Annotated in this window: 16 protein-coding genes; 3 read left to right on the forward strand and 13 right to left on the reverse strand. The window is 59.8% G+C overall.

Annotated features, from left to right (window positions below):
- Position 1 precedes the first annotated feature (1 nt).
- The 3 genes from AC1Q8Q_RS07285 to AC1Q8Q_RS07295 are packed head-to-tail and all read left to right on the forward strand — an operon-like array spanning position 2 to position 5,219.
- The gene (locus AC1Q8Q_RS07285; RefSeq protein ID WP_492614938.1) at positions 2 to 1,105 is read left to right on the forward strand and encodes an efflux RND transporter periplasmic adaptor subunit; all 1,104 of its coding nucleotides are present in this window, start codon (positions 2 to 4) and stop codon (positions 1,103 to 1,105) included.
- Positions 1,102 to 2,169, forward strand: a complete 1,068-nt coding sequence (locus tag AC1Q8Q_RS07290) for an efflux RND transporter periplasmic adaptor subunit (RefSeq protein ID WP_042955232.1) — start codon at positions 1,102 to 1,104, stop codon at positions 2,167 to 2,169. Before AC1Q8Q_RS07285 ends, AC1Q8Q_RS07290 begins: the two co-directional genes overlap by 4 nt.
- Positions 2,166 to 5,219 (forward strand): efflux RND transporter permease subunit, encoded by a 3,054-nt coding sequence (locus tag AC1Q8Q_RS07295; protein WP_020795823.1) that lies wholly within the window; start codon positions 2,166 to 2,168, stop codon positions 5,217 to 5,219. The genes AC1Q8Q_RS07290 and AC1Q8Q_RS07295 overlap by 4 nt, the downstream gene beginning before the upstream one ends.
- A gap of 52 nt (positions 5,220 to 5,271) precedes the next feature.
- Here AC1Q8Q_RS07295 and AC1Q8Q_RS07300 read toward each other — a convergent pair whose 3' ends face one another.
- The 13 genes from AC1Q8Q_RS07300 to AC1Q8Q_RS07360 all read right to left on the reverse strand — a co-directional run bounded on the left by AC1Q8Q_RS07300 (position 5,272) and on the right by AC1Q8Q_RS07360 (position 18,279).
- Positions 5,272 to 5,901 carry a class I SAM-dependent methyltransferase gene (locus AC1Q8Q_RS07300; protein ID WP_020795822.1) on the reverse strand — a complete coding sequence of 210 codons (630 nt, stop codon included), beginning with the start codon at positions 5,899 to 5,901 and terminating at the stop codon, positions 5,272 to 5,274.
- 133 nt (positions 5,902 to 6,034) lie between these two features.
- Entirely contained in the window at positions 6,035 to 6,367 is a 333-nt protein-coding gene (locus AC1Q8Q_RS07305) for a DUF6124 family protein (RefSeq protein ID WP_020795821.1), read from the reverse strand.
- Positions 6,368 to 6,811: 444 nt separating this feature from the next.
- Positions 6,812 to 7,456 carry a methionine ABC transporter permease gene (locus AC1Q8Q_RS07310; protein ID WP_168757069.1) on the reverse strand — a complete coding sequence of 215 codons (645 nt, stop codon included), beginning with the start codon at positions 7,454 to 7,456 and terminating at the stop codon, positions 6,812 to 6,814.
- Positions 7,446 to 8,567, reverse strand: a complete 1,122-nt coding sequence (locus AC1Q8Q_RS07315) for a methionine ABC transporter ATP-binding protein (protein ID WP_151143823.1) — start codon at positions 8,565 to 8,567, stop codon at positions 7,446 to 7,448. Before AC1Q8Q_RS07315 ends, AC1Q8Q_RS07310 begins: the two co-directional genes overlap by 11 nt.
- Before the next feature lie 2 nt (positions 8,568 to 8,569).
- Positions 8,570 to 9,379 (reverse strand): MetQ/NlpA family ABC transporter substrate-binding protein, encoded by an 810-nt coding sequence (locus AC1Q8Q_RS07320; protein WP_020795818.1) that lies wholly within the window; start codon positions 9,377 to 9,379, stop codon positions 8,570 to 8,572.
- 153 nt (positions 9,380 to 9,532) lie between these two features.
- Entirely contained in the window at positions 9,533 to 10,891 is a 1,359-nt protein-coding gene (locus AC1Q8Q_RS07325) for an LLM class flavin-dependent oxidoreductase (RefSeq protein ID WP_151143825.1), read from the reverse strand.
- Entirely contained in the window at positions 10,891 to 12,084 is a 1,194-nt protein-coding gene (locus AC1Q8Q_RS07330) for an SfnB family sulfur acquisition oxidoreductase (RefSeq protein ID WP_492614939.1), read from the reverse strand. The genes AC1Q8Q_RS07325 and AC1Q8Q_RS07330 overlap by 1 nt, the downstream gene beginning before the upstream one ends.
- A gap of 38 nt (positions 12,085 to 12,122) precedes the next feature.
- A complete protein-coding gene (locus AC1Q8Q_RS07335) occupies positions 12,123 to 13,364 on the reverse strand; it encodes an SfnB family sulfur acquisition oxidoreductase (protein ID WP_020795815.1) in 1,242 nt (413 codons plus the stop codon).
- A 220-nt stretch (positions 13,365 to 13,584) separates the two neighbouring features.
- Complete coding sequence (locus tag AC1Q8Q_RS07340; protein ID WP_020795813.1) at positions 13,585 to 14,343, reverse strand: hypothetical protein; 759 nt, start codon at positions 14,341 to 14,343, stop codon at positions 13,585 to 13,587.
- Between the two features lie 458 nt (positions 14,344 to 14,801).
- Positions 14,802 to 15,557 (reverse strand): L-cystine ABC transporter ATP-binding protein TcyN, encoded by a 756-nt coding sequence (gene tcyN / locus AC1Q8Q_RS07345; protein ID WP_020795812.1) that lies wholly within the window; start codon positions 15,555 to 15,557, stop codon positions 14,802 to 14,804.
- Between the two features lie 4 nt (positions 15,558 to 15,561).
- On the reverse strand, positions 15,562 to 16,227 hold the full coding sequence (tcyL, locus tag AC1Q8Q_RS07350; RefSeq protein ID WP_020795811.1) for a cystine ABC transporter permease: 666 nt from the start codon (positions 16,225 to 16,227) through the stop codon (positions 15,562 to 15,564).
- Entirely contained in the window at positions 16,227 to 17,027 is an 801-nt protein-coding gene (gene tcyJ / locus AC1Q8Q_RS07355; protein ID WP_020795810.1) for a cystine ABC transporter substrate-binding protein, read from the reverse strand. The genes tcyL and tcyJ overlap by 1 nt, the downstream gene beginning before the upstream one ends.
- Positions 17,028 to 17,286: 259 nt before the next feature.
- Positions 17,287 to 18,279, reverse strand: a complete 993-nt coding sequence (locus AC1Q8Q_RS07360; RefSeq protein WP_020795808.1) for a D-cysteine desulfhydrase — start codon at positions 18,277 to 18,279, stop codon at positions 17,287 to 17,289.
- Positions 18,280 to 18,406: the final 127 nt, after the last annotated feature.

The following is an 18,406-nucleotide window of genomic DNA, read 5'->3' on the forward strand; positions in this document are numbered from 1 at the left end:
CATGGTTGTTCCCGGATTGAAAATCGCGCTTGGCCTGAGCCTGTTGGCTTTGCTGAGCGCATGCAGTGAAGAGGCGCCGGTCGAAAAGAACCGGCCCCGGGTTTTCGTGCAAGAGGTCAAGCTGGCCGACTACGCCGTCAACATCACGTTGACCGGTGATGTCCAGGCCCGGGTGCAGACTGAGTTGTCGTTCCGCGTCGGGGGCAAGATCATCCAGCGTATGGTGGATGTCGGTGACCGGGTCTCGGCCAGGCAGGTGCTCGCCCGGCTCGATCCCAAGGACCTGCAGACCAACGTCGATTCGGCCCAGGCCCAGGTCGTCGCCGAGCAGGCCAAGGTCAAGCAGAACGCCGCGGCCTTCGTGCGCCAGCAGAAATTGTTGCCCAAGGGCTATACCAGCCAGAGCGAATACGATTCCGCCCAGGCGGCATTGCGCAGCACCCAAAGTTCGCTCGCGGCTGCCGAGGCGCAACTGGCCAACGCCCGTGAACAATTGAGCTACACCGCGTTGATCGCCGACGCACCGGGCGTGATCACGGCGCGGCAGGCCGAGGTCGGCCAGGTGGTGCAGGCCACGGTGCCGATTTTCAGCCTGGCCCGGGACGGGGATCGGGATGCGGTGTTCAACGTCTACGAGTCGCTACTGGCCGAGCCACCGTCGGACAGGGCGGTGGTGGTCAGTCTGCTGGATAATCCGGCGGTCAAGACCACCGGGACCGTGCGGGAAGTCACTCCGGCCGTCTCCGAGCAAACGGGTACGGTGCAGGTCAAAGTCACCCTCGACAGCTTGCCGCCAGGGATGCAATTGGGCTCGGTGGTGAGTGCCACCGCCAATACCCGGGGCAAGTCCGCCGTGGAGCTGCCGTGGTCGGCGCTGACCAAAAATGTCAGCGAGCCGGCGGTGTGGCTGGTGGATGGGGAGGGCAAGGCGCAATTGCACAACGTCAAGGTTGGCCGCTACCTGACCGGTAAAGTCATCATCAGCGCCGGACTGACCGGCGGTGAAAAAGTCGTCGTCGCGGGCGGTCAGTTGCTGCACCCCGGTGTGACGGTGGAAATCGCCGAAGACACCTACAAGGATTTGTCTGTGGGGGCTGCGCAATGAAGCGTCTGTTAGTGGTGCTCGCCGGTATGATGCTGCTGGCCTGCTCGAAAGAAGAACCCGCCCCGGAAATAGTGCGTCCAGTGTTGTCGATCACGGTCCAGGCCCTGGATGAGCAGAATCTCGGGCGTTTCGCGGGCAGCATCCAGGCCCGTTATGAAAGCAATATCGGTTTCCGAGTGCCGGGGCGCATAGCCAGTCGCAGCGTCGATGTCGGTGCCGAAGTCGACAAAGGGGCCTTGCTCGCCACGCTTGATCCCACCGACCAGCAGAACCAGTTGCGTTCGGCCGAGGGCGACCTGGCGAGTGTCCAGGCGCAACTCATCAACGCCCAGGCCAGCGCCCGGCGACAGCAGCAATTGTTTGATCGCGGGGTGGGCTCCCAGGCGCAGCTCGACAGCGCACTCACCGACCTGAAAACCACCCAGGCCTCGCTCGACCAGGCCAAGGCCGCGGTCAGCCAAGCCAGGGACCAGCTCAACTATGTCGAGTTGCGCGCCGATCACAAGGCCGTGGTCACGGCGTGGAGTGCCGAAGCCGGGCAGGTCGTCACCGCGGGCCAGCAGGTGGTCACTTTGGCGCAGCCGGACATCAAGGAAGCGGTGATCGACCTGCCCGACACCTTGATCGACCAGTTGCCCGCCGACGTGGTGTTCCAGGTTGCCTCGCAACTGAACCCGAACATTGCCACCACGGCCATTGTGCGTGAAATCGAACCCCAGGCCGAAAGTGCGACCCGAACCCGGCGCGCACGCCTGACGCTGACCGAAACACCGCCGGCGTTTCGCCTCGGCACGGCGATCAGCGTGACCTTGAGTAGCGCGATCAAGCCGCGCATCGAGCTCCCCCTGAGTGCCTTGCAGGAGGTCGACGGCAAAAACCGCGTCTGGATCATTGATGCGCAGACGCAAACGGTTTCTCCAAGGGATGTCAGCATCGTCAGCCGTACGCAAACTACGGTGGTGCTGGCCAACGATATCAAGGCTGGCGAGCGAGTCGTCAGTGCCGGTGTGAACAGCCTCAAGCCGGGGCAGAAAGTGAAAGTCGATGAGGGCAACCCACAATGAAAGGGAGTTTCAACTTATCCGAATGGGCCCTCAAGCATCAGTCGTTCGTCTGGTATTTGATGTTTGTTTCTCTGCTGATGGGCGTCTTCTCGTACCTGAACCTGGGTCGCGAGGAAGACCCGTCGTTCACCATCAAGACCATGGTGATCCAGACCCGCTGGCCCGGTGCAACCCAGGAAGAAACCCTCAAGCAGATCACCGACCGTATCGAGAAAAAGCTCGAAGAGCTTGATTCCCTCGACTACGTGAAAAGCTATACCCGCCCTGGCGAATCCACGGTCTACGTGTACTTGCGCGATACCACCAAGGCCAAGGACATCCCGGAAATCTGGTACCAGGTGCGCAAGAAAATCGGCGACATCCGCTACTCGTTTCCCCAGGGCATTCAGGGGCCGTCGTTCAACGACGAGTTCGGTGACGTGTTTGGTTCGATCTACGCCTTCACCGCCGATGGCCTGTCGTTGCGCCAGTTGCGCGATTACGTCGAGCAGGCGCGCGCCGATATCCGCGGTGTGCCGGGGCTGGGCAAGATCGAGATGGTCGGCCAGCAGGACGAAGTGCTCTACCTGAATTTCTCGACACGCAAACTGGCGGCGCTGGGCATCGACGAGCAGCAAGTCGTACAAGCCCTGCAGACCCAGAACGCCGTGACGCCGTCCGGGGTGATCGAAGCCGGTCCGGAGCGGATTTCCGTGCGCACGTCCGGGCAGTTCATTTCCGAGAAGGATCTGGCCAACGTCAACTTGCGGCTCAATGACCGTTTCTATCGCCTGGCCGATATCGCCGATATTCGCCGTGGTTACGTCGACCCGTCGACCCCGGAATTTCGCTTCAATGGCCAACCCGCCATCGGTTTGGCCATTGCGATGCAAACGGGCGGCAACATCCAGGACTTCGGTAAGGCCCTGCACCAGCGCATCAGCGAGCTCACGGCGGATCTGCCAGTAGGCGTCGGTGTGCACAACGTGTCCGATCAGTCTGTCGTCGTGGAAGCGGCCGTAGGCGGGTTCACCAGTGCGTTGTTCGAAGCCGTGGTGATCGTGTTGGTGGTCAGCTTCATCAGCCTCGGCGTACGCGCGGGGCTGGTGGTGGCGTGCTCGATCCCGCTGGTGCTGGCGATGGTCTTCGTGTTCATGGAATACAGCGGCATCACCATGCAGCGAATTTCCCTCGGCGCATTGATCATCGCTCTCGGACTCCTGGTGGATGACGCGATGATCACCGTCGAGATGATGGTCTCGCGTTTGGAACTGGGCGAAACCAAGGAACAGGCCGCGACCTTTGCCTACACTTCGACCGCCTTCCCGATGCTCACCGGTACGCTGGTAACAGTGGCGGGTTTCGTCCCCATTGGTCTCAATGGCAGCTCAGCCGGTGAATACACCTTCACCCTGTTTGCGGTCATTGCAGTGGCCATGTTGGTCTCGTGGGTTGTCGCGGTGTTGTTCGCCCCGGTGATTGGCGTGCACATCCTCAGTACCAATGTGAAGCCGCACTCGGCAGAGCCCGGGCGCCTCGGGCGGGCGTTCAATGGCGGCCTGCTGTGGAGCATGCGTAACCGCTGGTGGGCGATCGGCATAACGGTGCTGCTGTTCGGGTTGTCGGTGGTCGGCATGCGCTTTGTGCAGAACCAGTTCTTCCCGGCCTCGGATCGCCCGGAAATCCTGGTGGATCTGAACCTGCCGCAAAATGCCTCGATTGATGAAACCCGCAAAGCCGTGGATAAACTTGAAGCGACCCTCAAGGGCGACCCCGACATCGTGCGCTGGAGTACCTACATCGGCCAGGGCGCGATTCGTTTCTACCTGCCCCTCGACCAGCAACTGCAGAACCCTTACTACGCTCAGCTGGTGATTGTGAGTAAAGACTTCGAGACGCGCGCAGCCCTCAGTGACCGCCTGCGCGAACGCCTGCGCAAAGACTTCGTCGGCATCGGCAGTTTCGTCCAGGCCCTGGAAATGGGCCCACCCGTGGGGCGGCCGATCCAGTACCGCGTCAGCGGCCCGGACATCGACCAGGTGCGCAAGCACGCCATCGATCTGGCCAGCCAACTGGACAAGAACCCGCACATCGGTGAAATCATTTTTGACTGGAACGAGCCAGGCAAGGTACTGCGCATCGACATCGCCCAGGACAAGGCGCGCCAGCTCGGCTTGTCGTCCGAAGACGTGGCGAACCTGATGAACAGCATCGTCAGCGGCTCGACGGTGACCCAGGTCGACGACGATATCTATCTGATCAACGTGGTCGGTCGCGCCGTGGACGCCGAGCGGGGCTCACCGGATACCCTGCAGAACCTGCAGATCCTCACACCGGGCGGCACCTCCATTCCACTGCTGGCGTTTGCCTCCGTGCGCTACGAACTCGAGCAACCGCTGGTGTGGCGTCGCGACCGCAAACCGACAATCACCATCAAGACGGCGGTCATCGGTGATATCCAGCCAACCGATCTGGTGACACAGCTCAAGCCGGATATCGAAAAATTCGCCGCCTCGTTGCCGGCTGGCTACAAGGTCGCCACGGGCGGTACGGTGGAGGAAAGCGCCAAGGCCCAGGGGCCGATCAACAAGGTGGTGCCGTTGATGGTGTTCCTGATGGCCACCTTCCTGATGATTCAGCTGCACAGCGTGCAGAAGATGTTCCTGGTGGCCAGCGTCGCGCCGCTGGGGCTGATTGGCGTGGTGCTGGCGCTGGTGCCGACCGGAACGCCGATGGGCTTCGTGGCGATCCTCGGCATCCTGGCGCTGATCGGTATCATCATCCGCAACTCGGTGATCCTGGTGACCCAGATCGATGAGTTCGTGGCACAAGGTTCGTCACCCTGGGATGCGGTGGTGGAAGCTACCGAGCATCGTCGTCGACCGATCCTGCTGACCGCGGCGGCGGCGAGCCTGGGCATGATCCCGATTGCCCGGGAAGTGTTCTGGGGGCCGATGGCCTACGCGATGATTGGCGGGATCATCGTCGCCACCTTGCTGACGCTGCTGTTTTTGCCGGCCTTGTATGTGGCCTGGTACAAGATTCGCGAGCCGAAGAAAGAAGTGCGCTAAGACGAGCGCTGCGCGCTCATCGCGGGCAAGCCCGCGATGGCGTCAGTACTGACTACGAAGACTTGCGCCATACACTCGCCAACCAAGGCTGCTGCTCGCGCGGCAGCCCCGCTGGCCGGTAGTAATGCTCCAGCTCCACAAAGCCCGCTTCGGTCAGCAATTGCTGCCATGCCTTCAGGTCGTGATACGACCCATAGCGTGGCCCGTTCCAGCCTTCCTGGTTGTCGCCACGGGGATTGGAACTGAACAACACACCACCTGCCTTCAATGCCGTGCGCAGCTCTTTCAATACCCGGGGCAGCTCCTGGCGCGGGATGTGAAACAACACCGCATTGGCAAAAATCCCATCGAAGCGTTCCTGAGGCAAATCCAGCTTCAGGAAGTCCTGCTGCCAGACCTCGCAACCGCTGTCCTCCCGGGCCATTTGCGCAAACTTCTGCGAGCCATCAAGGCCTACCGCCGTGTGGCCCATGCGCGTAAAGGTCTGCAGGTCGCGACCGGGACCACAGCCAAAATCGAGAATGTCGAACGGCGGCTCGCCCTGAATATGCCGCAACAGCGCGTCGATGTTCTGGCTGACATCGTGATCGCGGGTGCCTTCGCGGAAACTTTCGGCCACCGAGTTGTAATGGTCCAGAGTCGTGGACGTGATCTGCTCGAGGTCGGCGGGAGTCTGTTTCATGGTCGGCTGCGCAGGTAAAGGGAGATGCGCAAACTATAAGCGCTTTCGCGCTTTAAAGATCGCAGCCTGCGGCAGCTCCTACAGAGGAGCTCCCTGTAGGAGCTGCCGAAGGCTGCGATCTTTTGATCTTGATTCAGCTCTTCTTCATCCCCAGGCACTCAATGGAATGATCCACCATCGCCTTGGCAATCTCCAGCAAATGCCAGACCGAGAACACCATTGCACGGTCGGCGCCCTTTAGATGGTCGCCACATTGATAGGCTGTGACCGAGGCGCAGCGCAGCAGATCGGCGATGTAGAGTTGGGTGTCTTCGAAGCTCACGTCTTTGCTGACGTTGTAGAACCGCAGTTCGTCGGGCGGGGAGGGTTGATCGCCGGTGAGGTAGAAATCAATGGCGCGGTAGAGCGCTGATCGATCCCTGAGCGGGTCTTTTTCGGGGGGTGGGTCGGGTACTGATCTTTCCATGTGTTGCTCCTATTGCTGCATGGGAGCCGACACTTTTCGCCTACTAAACGATTGGGTGGCGGCTGTACGCAGGTTAGTAGGCCGGTCAATAGGAGAAACCGGTGCACCCGAAGGTACCCCACGCACAGCCACCATTTTCTGCATGCGGCAAAGTGCCGGACATGAGCATGGAATTGCTATGCGCCTATTGTTCCGGGCTACTAAACCCGATCACTGATGAGCAGTGACGGACCGAGACTAACCACGGAGTTTGGTAGGCGCAAGCGAGCGGAATAATCTAGGAAACGTCCTGCAAAGGAAAGGGATTGAGCCTTCAGAATTGCCGATTTTCTTGTACGAAATATCGCCAAGATCGCAGCCTTCGGCAGCTCCTACAGGGTGTACACATTCCCTGTGGCGCCACCCTGTAGGAGCTGCCGAAGGCTGCGATCTTTTGATCTTGATCTAACGTTTGTTCAATCCCCGAGCCAACCGATCCCCACCCAACTGAATCACCGCCACCAACGCCACCAGCAACACGATCACCGTCAGCATGATCTGGCTATCGAAGCGCTGATACCCATACCGATAGGCAATGTCCCCCAACCCACCGGCACCAATCGCCCCCGCCATGGCAGATGAGTTGATCATCGTCACCAGGGTGATGGTGAAGCCCCCGACAATCCCCGGCAGCGCCTCAGGCAACAGCACATGCCAGACGATGTGCTCACGTCGGCAGCCCATGGCCTGTGCGGCTTCGATCAAGCCGTGATCGACTTCGCGCAAGCTGACTTCAGCGATGCGCGCAAAGAACGGCGTAGCGGCGATGGTCAATGGCACCACGGCTGCCCAAACGCCGTACGTGGTACCGACGATCAAGCGAGTGAACGGAATCAACGCCACCATCAGGATCAGGAACGGAATCGAGCGGAACAGGTTTACGAAGGCACCCAGTGCGCGGTTAAGCGCCGGGGCTTCGTAGATGCCGCCCTTGGAACTGGTGACCAGGATCACTGCCAGCGGAATGCCCGCCATCAGTGCAATCAACGACGACACGCCGACCATCAGAAACGTGTCGATGAAACCCTGCAGCAAGCGATCAAACCACATAACCCAATACCTCTACCTGTTGCGCCCAATGGCCGGCGCGTTCGCGCAGTTCTTCGGCGCCGAGGGGCGAACCTGTCACCGCCAGCAGCAGTTGCCCGAGCGCATGCCCCTGAATCCGTTCCACGCCACCCTGCAGCAAACGCACGCGGCCACCGAGTGCACTGAACAGTGCGGCAAGGTCCGGTTCGGCCTGGGCCGTTCCGGTGAACTGCAGGCGCAGTACCACCGCGTCTTCCGCGGACTGCGGTTGCGGATGCAAGCGGCTTTGCAGCTCTGGCGGCAGGGCGTGTTGCAACGGTGCGAGCAGGGTCTTGCTGACCTCATGCTGCGGGTTGCCGAAGACCTCCCACACCGGGCCTTGTTCGACGATGCGCCCGTGTTCCAGCACCACGACGCGATCACAGATCTCGCGGATCACCGCCATTTCATGGGTGATCAGAATGATCGTCAGGCCCAGGCGCTGATTGATCTCGCGCAGCAGGCCGAGGATCGATTGCGTGGTCTCCGGGTCCAGTGCCGAAGTGGCTTCGTCGCACAGCAGAATCGCCGGGTCGTGAACCAGGGCGCGGGCGATGCCGACGCGCTGTTTCTGGCCGCCGGACAGTTGCGCCGGGTAAGCCTTGTGCTTGGCTTGCAAGCCCACCAGTTCCAGCAGTTCACGAACCTTCTGCTCGCGCTTTTCCTTGGGTACGCCGGCGACTTTCAGCGGCAGCTCGACGTTCTGCCAAACCGTCTTGGCGGACATCAGGTTGAAGTGCTGGAAGATCATGCCGATGCGCCGACGCAACGCCACCAGATGGTCTTCATCGAACTCGCCGATGTCCACTTGATCGATCAGCACGCGCCCCGACGTCGGTTGTTCGAGGCGGTTGATGGTGCGGATCAGCGACGACTTGCCGGCGCCGCTACGACCGATGATGCCGAACACTTCACCGTGCTGGATCGCCAGGTCGATGCCCTGCAACGCGGCCACCGGACCTTGCTTGCCGTCATAGGTTTTACCCAGGCCGATGAAGCGCACGTGAGCGCGGTTCAGGTCCGGGTGCAGTTCGGTCTGTTCAGCTTTCTGGGGCTCTGGAATATCCAGTCGCCGTTGGATCGCAGCTGTCATGCTCAGCTCTCCCAACCGGCTTGGTAGAGCTTGCCGTGGGCTTTATCCAAGGCTGCGCGAACGGCTGGCGAGTGCTGGTAGATGTCGACGAACTTGATCAGGCGCGGGTCGGTTTTGCTCTTCGGCTGGATCACGAACTGGATCACGTATTCCTTGTGGTCGAGGCCGTCGAACAGCAGGGCAGAACCGGCGTCGAAGGTTTTAGCCAGGCGAATATAGGCCGGGTAGCCCTGGACGAGATCGGCGTCGTCGTAGGCACGTACCAGTTGTACGGCTTCGACTTGCAGGATCTTGATGTTCTTCGGGTTGGCGATGATGTCTTCTTCGGTGGCCTTGTAGCCGACCCCCGGTTTAAGCGTGATCAAGCCGGCCTTGGCCAACAGCTGCAAGCCACGCCCGCTGTTGATCGGGTCGTTGGCGATGGCCACGCTGGCGCCTTGCGGTAGCTCGTCGAAGCTTTTGTACTTCTTCGAGTAGAGACCGACATTGTTGATGATCCCCGGTGCAAAGGGCACCAGGTCAAACCCTGAGGCATTCTTGGCGTTTTCCAGGAACGGGATGTGTTGGAAGTAGTTCACGTCGATGTCGCCGGCGGCGAGGCTGACGTTGGGCGCGATCCAGTCGGTGAATTCCACCAGTTCAACTTTCAGGCCTTGTTTGCCGGCCTCTTCTACGGCCGCTTCCAGAGGAATGGCGAAGGCGGCGGTGGTGCCGATTTTCAGCGGCGCATCGGCGGCGAAAACCGCGGAGCTGAACAGGCCGAGGGCCAGGGCCAGTGCTTTGACTGGGTGGGTCAGGAGTTTCTTGGTCATGTTGGTTATTCCAGTCAGTACATAAATTTGGCCGATCGTTCCCACGCTCTGCGTGGGAACGCCTCTCGGGACGCTCCGCGTCCCTGCGGCTGTGACGCGGAGCGTCACTGGCTGCATTCCCACGCAGAGCGTGGGAACGATCAGTTACAAGGGTTAGTGTCGGTAGTGAGATCCGGTGTGTTGCTCAGGCAAATGCGCCCCTTCGTGAAACAGCTTTTCGCGCAACGAGCCACCGTCATAGGCGGTCTTGTACGACCCACGCCGTTGCAACTCCGGGATCACCAGCTCAATGAAATCCACATAGCTTTCCGGTGTGACGATGCGCGTCAGGTTGAAGCCGTCCAGGCCGGTTTCGGCGATCCACGATTCCAGCTCATCGGCCACTTGCCCGGGCGAGCCGACCACGGTGATGTAGCGGCCACCCAGGGCGTGTTGCTCCAGCAATTTGCGCCGGGTCCAGTCGTTGTTCTGCAGGTTTTTGGTCGCCGACTGGATCGCGTTGCTCTTGACGTACTGGATGGGTTCGTCGATGCCATACTCGGAAAAATCGATGCCGGTGGAGGCCGAAAAATGCGCCACGCCGGCCTCGGCGCTGGCGTAGCTCAGGTATTCGGCGTGCTTGGCCCAAGCGAGTTCTTCAGTTGCGCCGACGATCACGTTCAAGCCCATGAACACTTTGATGTCCTCAGGGTTGCGCCCGGCCTCGACGGCGCTGGCGCGAACCTTGTCCACTTGGACCTTGGTCGACGGTTTGTTCTGGCCGCTGATGAACACGCACTCGGCGTGGCGCCCGGCGAACAGCAAACCGCGATCGGAACTACCCGCCTGGAATAGCACCGGGGTGCGCTGCGGTGACGGCTCGCACAGGTGATAACCCTCCACCTGATAGAACTCGCCCTTGTGTTCGACCTTGTGTACTTTTTCAGGCGCAGCGTAGATGCGCTGCTGCGGATCGTTGAGTACCGCGCCGTTTTCCCAACTGCCTTCCCAGAGTTTGTAGAGCACCTCCAGGTATTCATCGGCCTGGTCGTAGCGGCGGTCATGCTCGACTTGTTCGTTCAGGCCCATGGCCTTGGCCGCGCTGTCGAGGTAACCGGTGACGATGTTCCAACCGACTCGACCGCGACTCAGATGATCCAGCGTCGACATGCGCCGGGCGAACAGGTACGGCGGTTCGTAGGTGAGGTTGGCGGTGAGGCCGAAACCAAGGTTTTTCGTCACCGCAGCCATCGCCGAAACCAGCAGCAACGGGTCGTTGACCGGCAGCTGGATCGACTCTTTGAGCGGCACGTCCACCGAGTTCTGGTACACGTCATAGACGCCGACGATATCCGCGATGAATAAGCCGTCGAACAACCCGCGTTCCAGCACCTGTGCCAGTTCGGTCCAGTATTCGATCGTCTTGTACTGGGTCGAGGTGTCCCGTGGATGCGTCCACAAGCCATGGTTGATGTGCCCGATGCAGTTCATGTTGAACGCGTTGAGCAGGATCTTCTTTTTCGCCTCGGCCATCAGATGGTCCCCCGCAGTGGCGGGTTTTCATCGTTGAGGTAGTAGTTGCCGACTGCGTGATATTTCCAGCGCACCGGGTCGTGCAGGGTATGCACCCGGGCGTTGCGCCAATGGCGATCCAGACCGTGCTCGATCAGGGTGGCCTGGCTGCCGGCCAATTCGAACAAGGTGGTGCCGGCGGCGAGGGAAATTTCAGTGCTGATGGCGCGAGCCTCGGCGACCGCAATCGACGCGGCAGCGACGCTCTCGGCATGAGTATCGGCCTGGGCCTTGTCGAGCAATTCACCAGCGCGCTCAAGCAAGGCTTCGGCAGCGTGCAGACGAATGCTCAAATGGCCGAAACTCTTGAGGGTCAGTGGGTCGTCGCTGGCTTTTTCATGGGTGGCGTCGATCCATGGCCGGGTTTTGGTGCGCACGAAATGCAGCGCGTCTTCATAGGCCGCGCGGGCGATGCCGGTGTCGATGGCGGCATGGAGAATCTGCGCCAGCGGGCCGACCGGTGTCGGCCGCTCGAAGGCGGTCTGGAACGGGATCACGTCTTCGGCGGCCACAAAGACCTCTTCGAACACCACCGAGCCGCTACCGGTGGTGCGCTGGCCGAAGCCGCTCCAGTCGTCGATCACCGTCAGGCCCTTGCTGTTGCGCGGGACAAAAGCCAGTTGCTGCACGCCGTTTTCATCGATCACCGAGGTCGGGATGCGCTGGGCGTAGATCGCGCCGGTGGCGTAGAACTTGCGACCGTTGATGCGATAGCCATCGCCATCGCATGTCAGACGGGTGACGCGATCATGGGCGGTTTTTGTCCCCAGCTCTGCCAGTGCATTACCAAAGCGCTGGCCGGCCAGTACTTCGGCGTACAGGCGCTTTTTCTGCGCTTCGCTGCCATTCACGCGTAGCACTTCCAGCGCATAGAAGTGGTTCTGCGGGATTTGCCCGAGGGAACCATCCGCTTGGGCGATCAGTGCGATGACCTTGGCCAGGGTGACGTTGGAAACGCCCGCGCCGCCATACGCCTTCGGCACGCTGATGCCCCACAGGCCCGAGCGGGAGAACACCTCCAGCTCGGGGTGTGGCAAGCGACGTTCACGGTCGCGCAGGGCGCTGTCGCGTTTGAAATCTTCGGCCAGATCGCTGGCGACGATCAGGGCTTGCTCATCGCTGGTGATGACTGCGACGTGTTGAGAAAGGGTCATGTGTTTCTCCAGAGCTCTGGTAATAAAGTGTCTGGCCGTCAAATCCAGGAATGCCGAGCCGGCAACGTGCCGTTCAGGTAATAGGCGCCAACCGCGTGGTATTTCCAGCGCACCGGGTCATGCAGGGTGTGCACCCGGGCGTTGCGCCAATGGCGGTCGAGGTTGAACTCGGCAAGGGTGGCGCGGCTGCCAGCCAGCTCGAACAGCTTTTCACTGGCCAGCAACGAGATTTCGGTGGTCAACACTTTGGCTTCGGCGACGGCAATCGAAGCGCGGGCAGCGGACTCAGCGGTGAGCGGTGCGGCGCTCACCTGGTCGAGCACCTGCCCGGCCTTGCGCAGCAGCGCTTCGGCGGCGTGCAGTTCGATTTTCAGCTTGCCGATATCGGCGATGACGTACAGGTCATCGCTGGCCCGTTCAACGTTGGCGTCAACCCATGGCCGGGCGCGGGTTTTCACGAACTTGATGGCGTCATCAATCGCGCCCCGGGCGATGCCGGCATCGATGGCCGCCTGGATCAGTTGCGAAACCGCGCCCTGAGTATTGGGCTTTTCATTGATCTTCCAGTTATCCACCACCAGCTCGGCGTCGACTCGCACGTTGTTGAGCAAAATGGTGCCGCTGGCGGTGGTGCGCTGGCCAAAACCGGACCAGTCATCGACGATGCGCAACCCCGGCGTACCGCGACGAACGAAGGCCAGCACTTGCTTGCCGTCGTCATTGAGCGCCTTGACCGCGACCCAGTGCGCGAACAGCGCGCCGGTGGAATAAAACTTCTGGCCGTTGAGGACAAAACCGTCGCCATCGGCAGTGATGCGCGCCTTGAGTTCAAGGGTGTTTTTAGCGCCACGTTCCGGTCCGGCATTACCAATGCGCCAGCCTTCGAGCACGCTTTTGAACAGCTGTTTTTTCTGCGCTTCGGTAGCGCTGCCGAGTATCAGGTTCAGGATGCCGAACTGGTTCTGCGGAATCTGCCCCAAGGCCGGGTCCGCCGCGGAAATGATCGCGAACACCTCGGCGAGGGTGACGAAGGAAACCTCTGGACCACCGTACTCGCGGGGAATGGCAATGCTGCCCAGGCCGCTTCGAGTGAATTGTTCGATTTCCGACCACGGCAACTTGCGTTGCTGGTCGCGCCTGGCCGCCTGCAAGAGAGCGACTTGCGCCAGTTCATGGGCGGCCTTGATGGCTTGGGCGTCGTTGCGCAGCACTTGCGCGGGCAACAACAATGGGGCGATGTCCAGGTCACTCTGGACGATTGCATCAGCCAGACTGGACATCAGTGCCACTCCTTGGCTACACGCAATGCCCTGGCGATCTGCACTGGGGTGATTGTGTTCCGGACCATACCTACCTCACATCTCATGAAAACGCCGCGGGGTGCGGCGAACGAAAACAAGAATGTCCGGTGGTCCGGTGTATATACCCTAATCTTGTATAAATATTTTTAAAACTAACTTTTAGGAATATGCATAGAAGGTCCCAAGATCGCAGCCATCGCTAGCGATGTTCCGCGGCCTGGAGGTGATCGCTCTTCGGCTCCTTGAGGTAGGGATTGGCACAACCAATCTTCAATGTCCGTGCGGGTGCCCAGCGAGAATTGTTGCCTACGCGATCGAGGATGCAGTAAGTCACTTCAAGTCGCAGGTCTTCGCCGGCTTCCAGAATGATCGCCGGAGGCACCCAGACCTGAACCGGCTGGCCCACATCGCGTTCCTTGAGTGGGGGCAAATCCATGCGGGCATCGCCCCATCGCAAGGTAATTTCGTCATCGGCGGCCATGTTCACATAGGGCTCGATGGTCACCGGCACGCCACGCTTGATCTGGTTAGGGTTCACTCCCTGGCGTCGAATTGTCCCGGGAATGTTTACCGGGGCCAGGCTCTGATTTTCGTCACCACTGAACGCAGATACCTGCCCGCCCGGACACTCGAGTTTGGACTGCACGCGCTGGGCGGGGGATACGATCGGTGCTTGTCCTATCTGCATGATTCGATAGTGGACGTATGAAGAGCCGCTAGCGATAAAACTCTCGGGTACCCGTAGCTGGACGGGTTGGCCAATCTCGTTGGCCGTCAGGACCCTGGAAGCGACGAAGCAGTTGTCCCAGAACAGTTCGATCAGGTCGCCTTCGTCCATCGCGGGGTAGGGCGGCACCTCGATCAGCAAGTGCGTCGCCGAGGCGAGGTTGATCCCTACCTTGTGCGATTGCGCGAGAGTCGGGGCGGCAAGTCCGGTTTTAGTTGAGGTGCTTTTCATGGAAGTCTCCTTGATGTTTTGCAATGAAGTCCGTTTGGGGAAAACAAAACGTGAATTCGAACAGCAAAACCGTTCATTACTTTGAGTTTAAATAATGACTGGGCGCGAGCGGTGCCGCTGGAAAGAGACTAGATAAGAGTTAGCTAGAGTAAGTGTCAATAGAGTGGGTTGGTTAAAAGGGATGTCTGGCGTTATTCAGAATTATCCTACGCTTTGAAGTTAATAAACTGTCCAGATACGTCGAATATACTTGCCAAGGGCGCCATCTTTTGAGGGTTGGTGTTGCTTGGGCGGTGGTCGAGAATCAGTCATTAAACTGTTGCGCTATACATATATGTATCGAGTGCACTGACAAAATATGCTTGTCGCGCACAGGTATATAAATATTCTAAGGATTGGGTTTTGTGGCAGGAAGGTGTAACTTCCATCCATGGAAGTTGACAAGTGTTACGAGGGATTTAATGGTGTGCGTTGTTCAGGAACTTGCTGAGAAACTGTTTCGTGCGCTCTTCCTTGGGGTTGGCAAACAATGCCTTGGCCTCGCCTTGTTCGACGATCACACCCTTGTCAAAAAACACCACGCGATTGGCCACGTCACGGGCGAAAGCCATTTCGTGGGTGACGATGACCATGGTGCGGTTCTCGTCGGCCAGGCCGCGGATGGTCGCCAGCACTTCACCCACAAGCTCCGGGTCGAGTGCCGAGGTCGGTTCGTCGAACAGAATCACTTCCGGTTCCATCGCCAGCGCGCGGGCAATCGCCACGCGCTGTTGCTGACCACCGGAAAGGCGGCGCGGGTAGGCGTCCTCCTTGCCTGCCAGGCCGACCTTGGCCAACAGCTTTTTACCCAGGGCAACGGCGTCGGCGTGCGGGATCTTCTTGACGATGATCGGGCCTTCGATAACGTTTTCCAGGGCTGTGCGGTGGGGGAACAGGTTGAAGTTCTGAAACACGAAGCCCACGTGCTGGCGCAAACGGCGCACCAGGCTCTGTTGCTGGTTCAATGGGCGGCTGGTATCGACTTCGATGTCGCCGACCTTGATCCGGCCGCTGGTGGGTGCTTCGAGGAAGTTCAGGCAACGCAGGAAGGTGGTCTTGCCCGAGCCGCTTGGCCCGATGATTGCCACCACCTCACCTTCCTTCACTTGCAGATCGATGCCGTTGAGCACGACTTGACCCTTGAACTGCTTTGTCAGTTTTTCCACGACAATCATGGGGTCAGGACTCCTGGTCGTGCCGATTGACCCGTGCTTCCAACTGGTTCTGCAGGTGCGATAGCACCGTGGCCAGGACCCAGTAGATCAGCGCGGCGGCAAGGTACATGGTGAACACTTCGAAGGTGCGTGCGGTAATCAGCTGCGCCTGGCGGAACAGCTCCGGCACTTGGATGGTAGCGGCCAGCGCGGTGTCCTTGACCAGCGAGATAAAGCTGTTGCCCAGTGGCGGCAATGCGGTACGCATCGCTTGCGGCAGGATGGCCCGGCGCAATGTTTGCGCACGGGTCATGCCGATACTGGCAGCGGCTTCCCACTGACCGCGTTCGATCGAACCGATCGCGGCGCGCAGGATTTCGCAGGCGTAGGCCGCCATGTTCAGCGAGAAGCCGATCAGGGCCGCGGGCAGTGGATCGAGTTCCATGCCCAATTGCGGCAAGCCGTAATAGATCACGAACAGTTGCACCAGCAACGGCGTGCCGCGAAAGAACGACACGTAGATGCGGGCCAGCCAGTTGACCGATTTGAAGCGCGACAGGCGCATCAACGCCAGACCGAACCCCATCACCAGGCCGAAGAACATTCCGCCCAGGCTGAGGATGACCGTGTAATACGCGCCCTTGAGCAGAAAGGGCGCGGAATCCAGTGCGAGTTGGAAAGCAGCTTCCATTATTTGGTGACGTCAGCTTGGAAGTACTTTTCCGAGATCTTGGCCAGGGTACCGTCGGCACGCAACTCGTCGAGAGCCTTGTTCACGGCAGCCAGCAGTTCCGGCTCGCCTTTGCGCAGGGCAATACCGGCTTCCTGGCGGGAGAACGCCTGGCCGGCAGCGACGGTTTTCGGTGCTTTCTTGGCGTATTCAAGCGCGGCGAGGCGGTCAATCAGGATGGCGTCTGTACGACCGTTGTTGAGGTCGGCGAACTTGGTCGGATCATCGTCGTAGGTGCGCACGTCGGCGCCTGGTACGTTGGCTCTTACCCACTGTTCGTAGTTGGTGCCAAGGCCCACGCCGACTTTCTTGCCGGACAGGTCAGCGGCGCTCTTGATGTTCAGCGCGGCTTCCTTGTCCTTCAGCACCAACGCCTGGATACCGGAAACGGTGTATGGCTCGGAGAAGTCATACTTCTTCTTGCGTTCGTCGGAGATGGTCACCTGGTTGACCACTATGTCCAAGCGCTTGGATTCGAGAGCGGCGAGAATGCCGTCCCACTTGGTTGGCTGAATCTTGGCCTTGACGCCCAGCTTCTGGGCCAGGGCTTCGGAGAGCTCGACCTCGAAACCCGAAAGCTTGCCGTTTTCATCGACGAAGCTGAACGGAGGATAAGTACCTTCCAGGCCGACGTTGATCACGCCTTTATCCTTGATCTGTTTCAGTTGCTCACCGGCCCATGCCTGGCCGATCAGGCCGGCGCTCAGCGCCAGACCTAGCGAACCCACCAGCAGATTTCGACGTAGTGCGGAAAAATTCATGACAAGCCCCTGTGTTTTCTTATGGAAGACGCTTAAGGAAAGTTGGCAAAATCGGGATTTGGACGACTGCGATATCCTGCCTTAAAGCAGCGCACGCGTCTCGTTACAAATTCGCCTGGGGCGTGACTATATGATGGCGCTTTTAGATTAGAAAATAATAAATTCTATTTTTATTATTTCTTAATGGAATATGTGTTGCCCGGGAAGATCGCAGCCTTCGGCAGCACCTACAGAGGCTGCGATCTTTGATCTTGGCTCTTTACAGAAAGCTTGTATAGGCGAACAACGCTGGCGCTCCACCAGTGTGCAGGAAGATGATCGGCCCTTCATTGAAACGCTGGCGCCCGATCCCGTCCAACAACCCCGCCATGGCCTTGCCCGTGTAGACCGGGTCCAGCAGCAGGCCTTCCTGACCAGCCACCAGCTTCACCGCTGCCAACGTCCCGGCATTGGGCTCGCCATAGCGCGGTGCGAAGTATTCATCCCACAACTCAACCTTGAAGCTCGCCGGCAATGGCATCTCCAGCAACTCGGCGGTACGCTCGGCCAGGCCCTGGACTTTTGGCCGCTGATCTTCATCGCTGCGAGAAACGGTGACGCCGATGACTGGCAAATCCGGCAACGCTTCACTCAACGCCAGTGCCAGGCCACTGTGTGTCCCGGCACTGCCCGAGGCCAGGACGACGGCGGCGAAATTCAACCCGGTGTCCTTGATCTGCTCGGCCAGTTCCAGCCCGGCTCGTACATACCCCAAGGCACCCAGCGCATTCGAGCCACCGATCGGCACCAGGTACGGCTTCTTGCCGTTGCTGCGCAGACGGTTGGCCAAGGCTTGCAGTTGCTCATCGGCGTTATCCAGGTTCTCTACCAACTCAACCTTGGCATCGAACAGGTCCAGCAACAGCCGATTGCCGTTGCCGACGTAGTTGGCGTCGTCGGTGCCCAGCGGGTTTTCCAACAGGGCCACGCAACCCAGGCCCAGCTTGGCGGCAATGGCCGCGGTCTGGCGCACATGGTTGGACTGCAGAGCCCCGGCAGTGATCAATGTATCGGCGCCTTGGGCCAAGGCGTCGGCTGCCAGGAATTCAAGTTTGCGCAACTTGTTGCCGCCCATCGCCAGTGGCGTCAGGTCATCGCGTTTGACATAGATGTCGCGACCCAGCCAGGCCGACAGGCGTTCGAGTTTTTCCAGGGCGGTGGGCTGACCGAGCAGGTCGAGACGATTAAAGCGGGCAAGCTGTTGTTTGATCATGGGTCCGTACTGGCGGTGGAAGGTCTCTGGACTATAGGCACGCCACTTTGTCGGGGCAACCGCCAATCGCTTATAGCCGTTTGTGCTTATCACAGCACAATTGGTTCTTAATTTGGCTTGCGGGCCT

It is taken from the genome of Pseudomonas sp. GW823-FHT06B06 (assembly GCF_058795195.1).

What these genes read in the sequence shown, in the direction of transcription:
- AC1Q8Q_RS07285 (WP_492614938.1), top strand. Translation starts at nt 2, where the DNA reads ATGGTTGTTCCCGGATTGAAAATCGCGCTTGGCCTGAGCCTGTTGGCT.
- AC1Q8Q_RS07290 (WP_042955232.1), top strand. Translation starts at nt 1,102, where the DNA reads ATGAAGCGTCTGTTAGTGGTGCTCGCCGGTATGATGCTGCTGGCCTGC.
- AC1Q8Q_RS07295 (WP_020795823.1), top strand. Translation starts at nt 2,166, where the DNA reads ATGAAAGGGAGTTTCAACTTATCCGAATGGGCCCTCAAGCATCAGTCG.
- AC1Q8Q_RS07300 (WP_020795822.1), bottom strand. Translation starts at nt 5,901, where the DNA reads ATGAAACAGACTCCCGCCGACCTCGAGCAGATCACGTCCACGACTCTG.
- AC1Q8Q_RS07305 (WP_020795821.1), bottom strand. Translation starts at nt 6,367, where the DNA reads ATGGAAAGATCAGTACCCGACCCACCCCCCGAAAAAGACCCGCTCAGG.
- AC1Q8Q_RS07310 (WP_168757069.1), bottom strand. Translation starts at nt 7,456, where the DNA reads ATGTGGTTTGATCGCTTGCTGCAGGGTTTCATCGACACGTTTCTGATG.
- AC1Q8Q_RS07315 (WP_151143823.1), bottom strand. Translation starts at nt 8,567, where the DNA reads ATGACAGCTGCGATCCAACGGCGACTGGATATTCCAGAGCCCCAGAAA.
- AC1Q8Q_RS07320 (WP_020795818.1), bottom strand. Translation starts at nt 9,379, where the DNA reads ATGACCAAGAAACTCCTGACCCACCCAGTCAAAGCACTGGCCCTGGCC.
- AC1Q8Q_RS07325 (WP_151143825.1), bottom strand. Translation starts at nt 10,891, where the DNA reads ATGGCCGAGGCGAAAAAGAAGATCCTGCTCAACGCGTTCAACATGAAC.
- AC1Q8Q_RS07330 (WP_492614939.1), bottom strand. Translation starts at nt 12,084, where the DNA reads ATGACCCTTTCTCAACACGTCGCAGTCATCACCAGCGATGAGCAAGCC.
- AC1Q8Q_RS07335 (WP_020795815.1), bottom strand. Translation starts at nt 13,364, where the DNA reads ATGTCCAGTCTGGCTGATGCAATCGTCCAGAGTGACCTGGACATCGCC.
- AC1Q8Q_RS07340 (WP_020795813.1), bottom strand. Translation starts at nt 14,343, where the DNA reads ATGAAAAGCACCTCAACTAAAACCGGACTTGCCGCCCCGACTCTCGCG.
- tcyN (WP_020795812.1), bottom strand. Translation starts at nt 15,557, where the DNA reads ATGATTGTCGTGGAAAAACTGACAAAGCAGTTCAAGGGTCAAGTCGTG.
- tcyL (WP_020795811.1), bottom strand. Translation starts at nt 16,227, where the DNA reads ATGGAAGCTGCTTTCCAACTCGCACTGGATTCCGCGCCCTTTCTGCTC.
- tcyJ (WP_020795810.1), bottom strand. Translation starts at nt 17,027, where the DNA reads ATGAATTTTTCCGCACTACGTCGAAATCTGCTGGTGGGTTCGCTAGGT.
- AC1Q8Q_RS07360 (WP_020795808.1), bottom strand. Translation starts at nt 18,279, where the DNA reads ATGATCAAACAACAGCTTGCCCGCTTTAATCGTCTCGACCTGCTCGGT.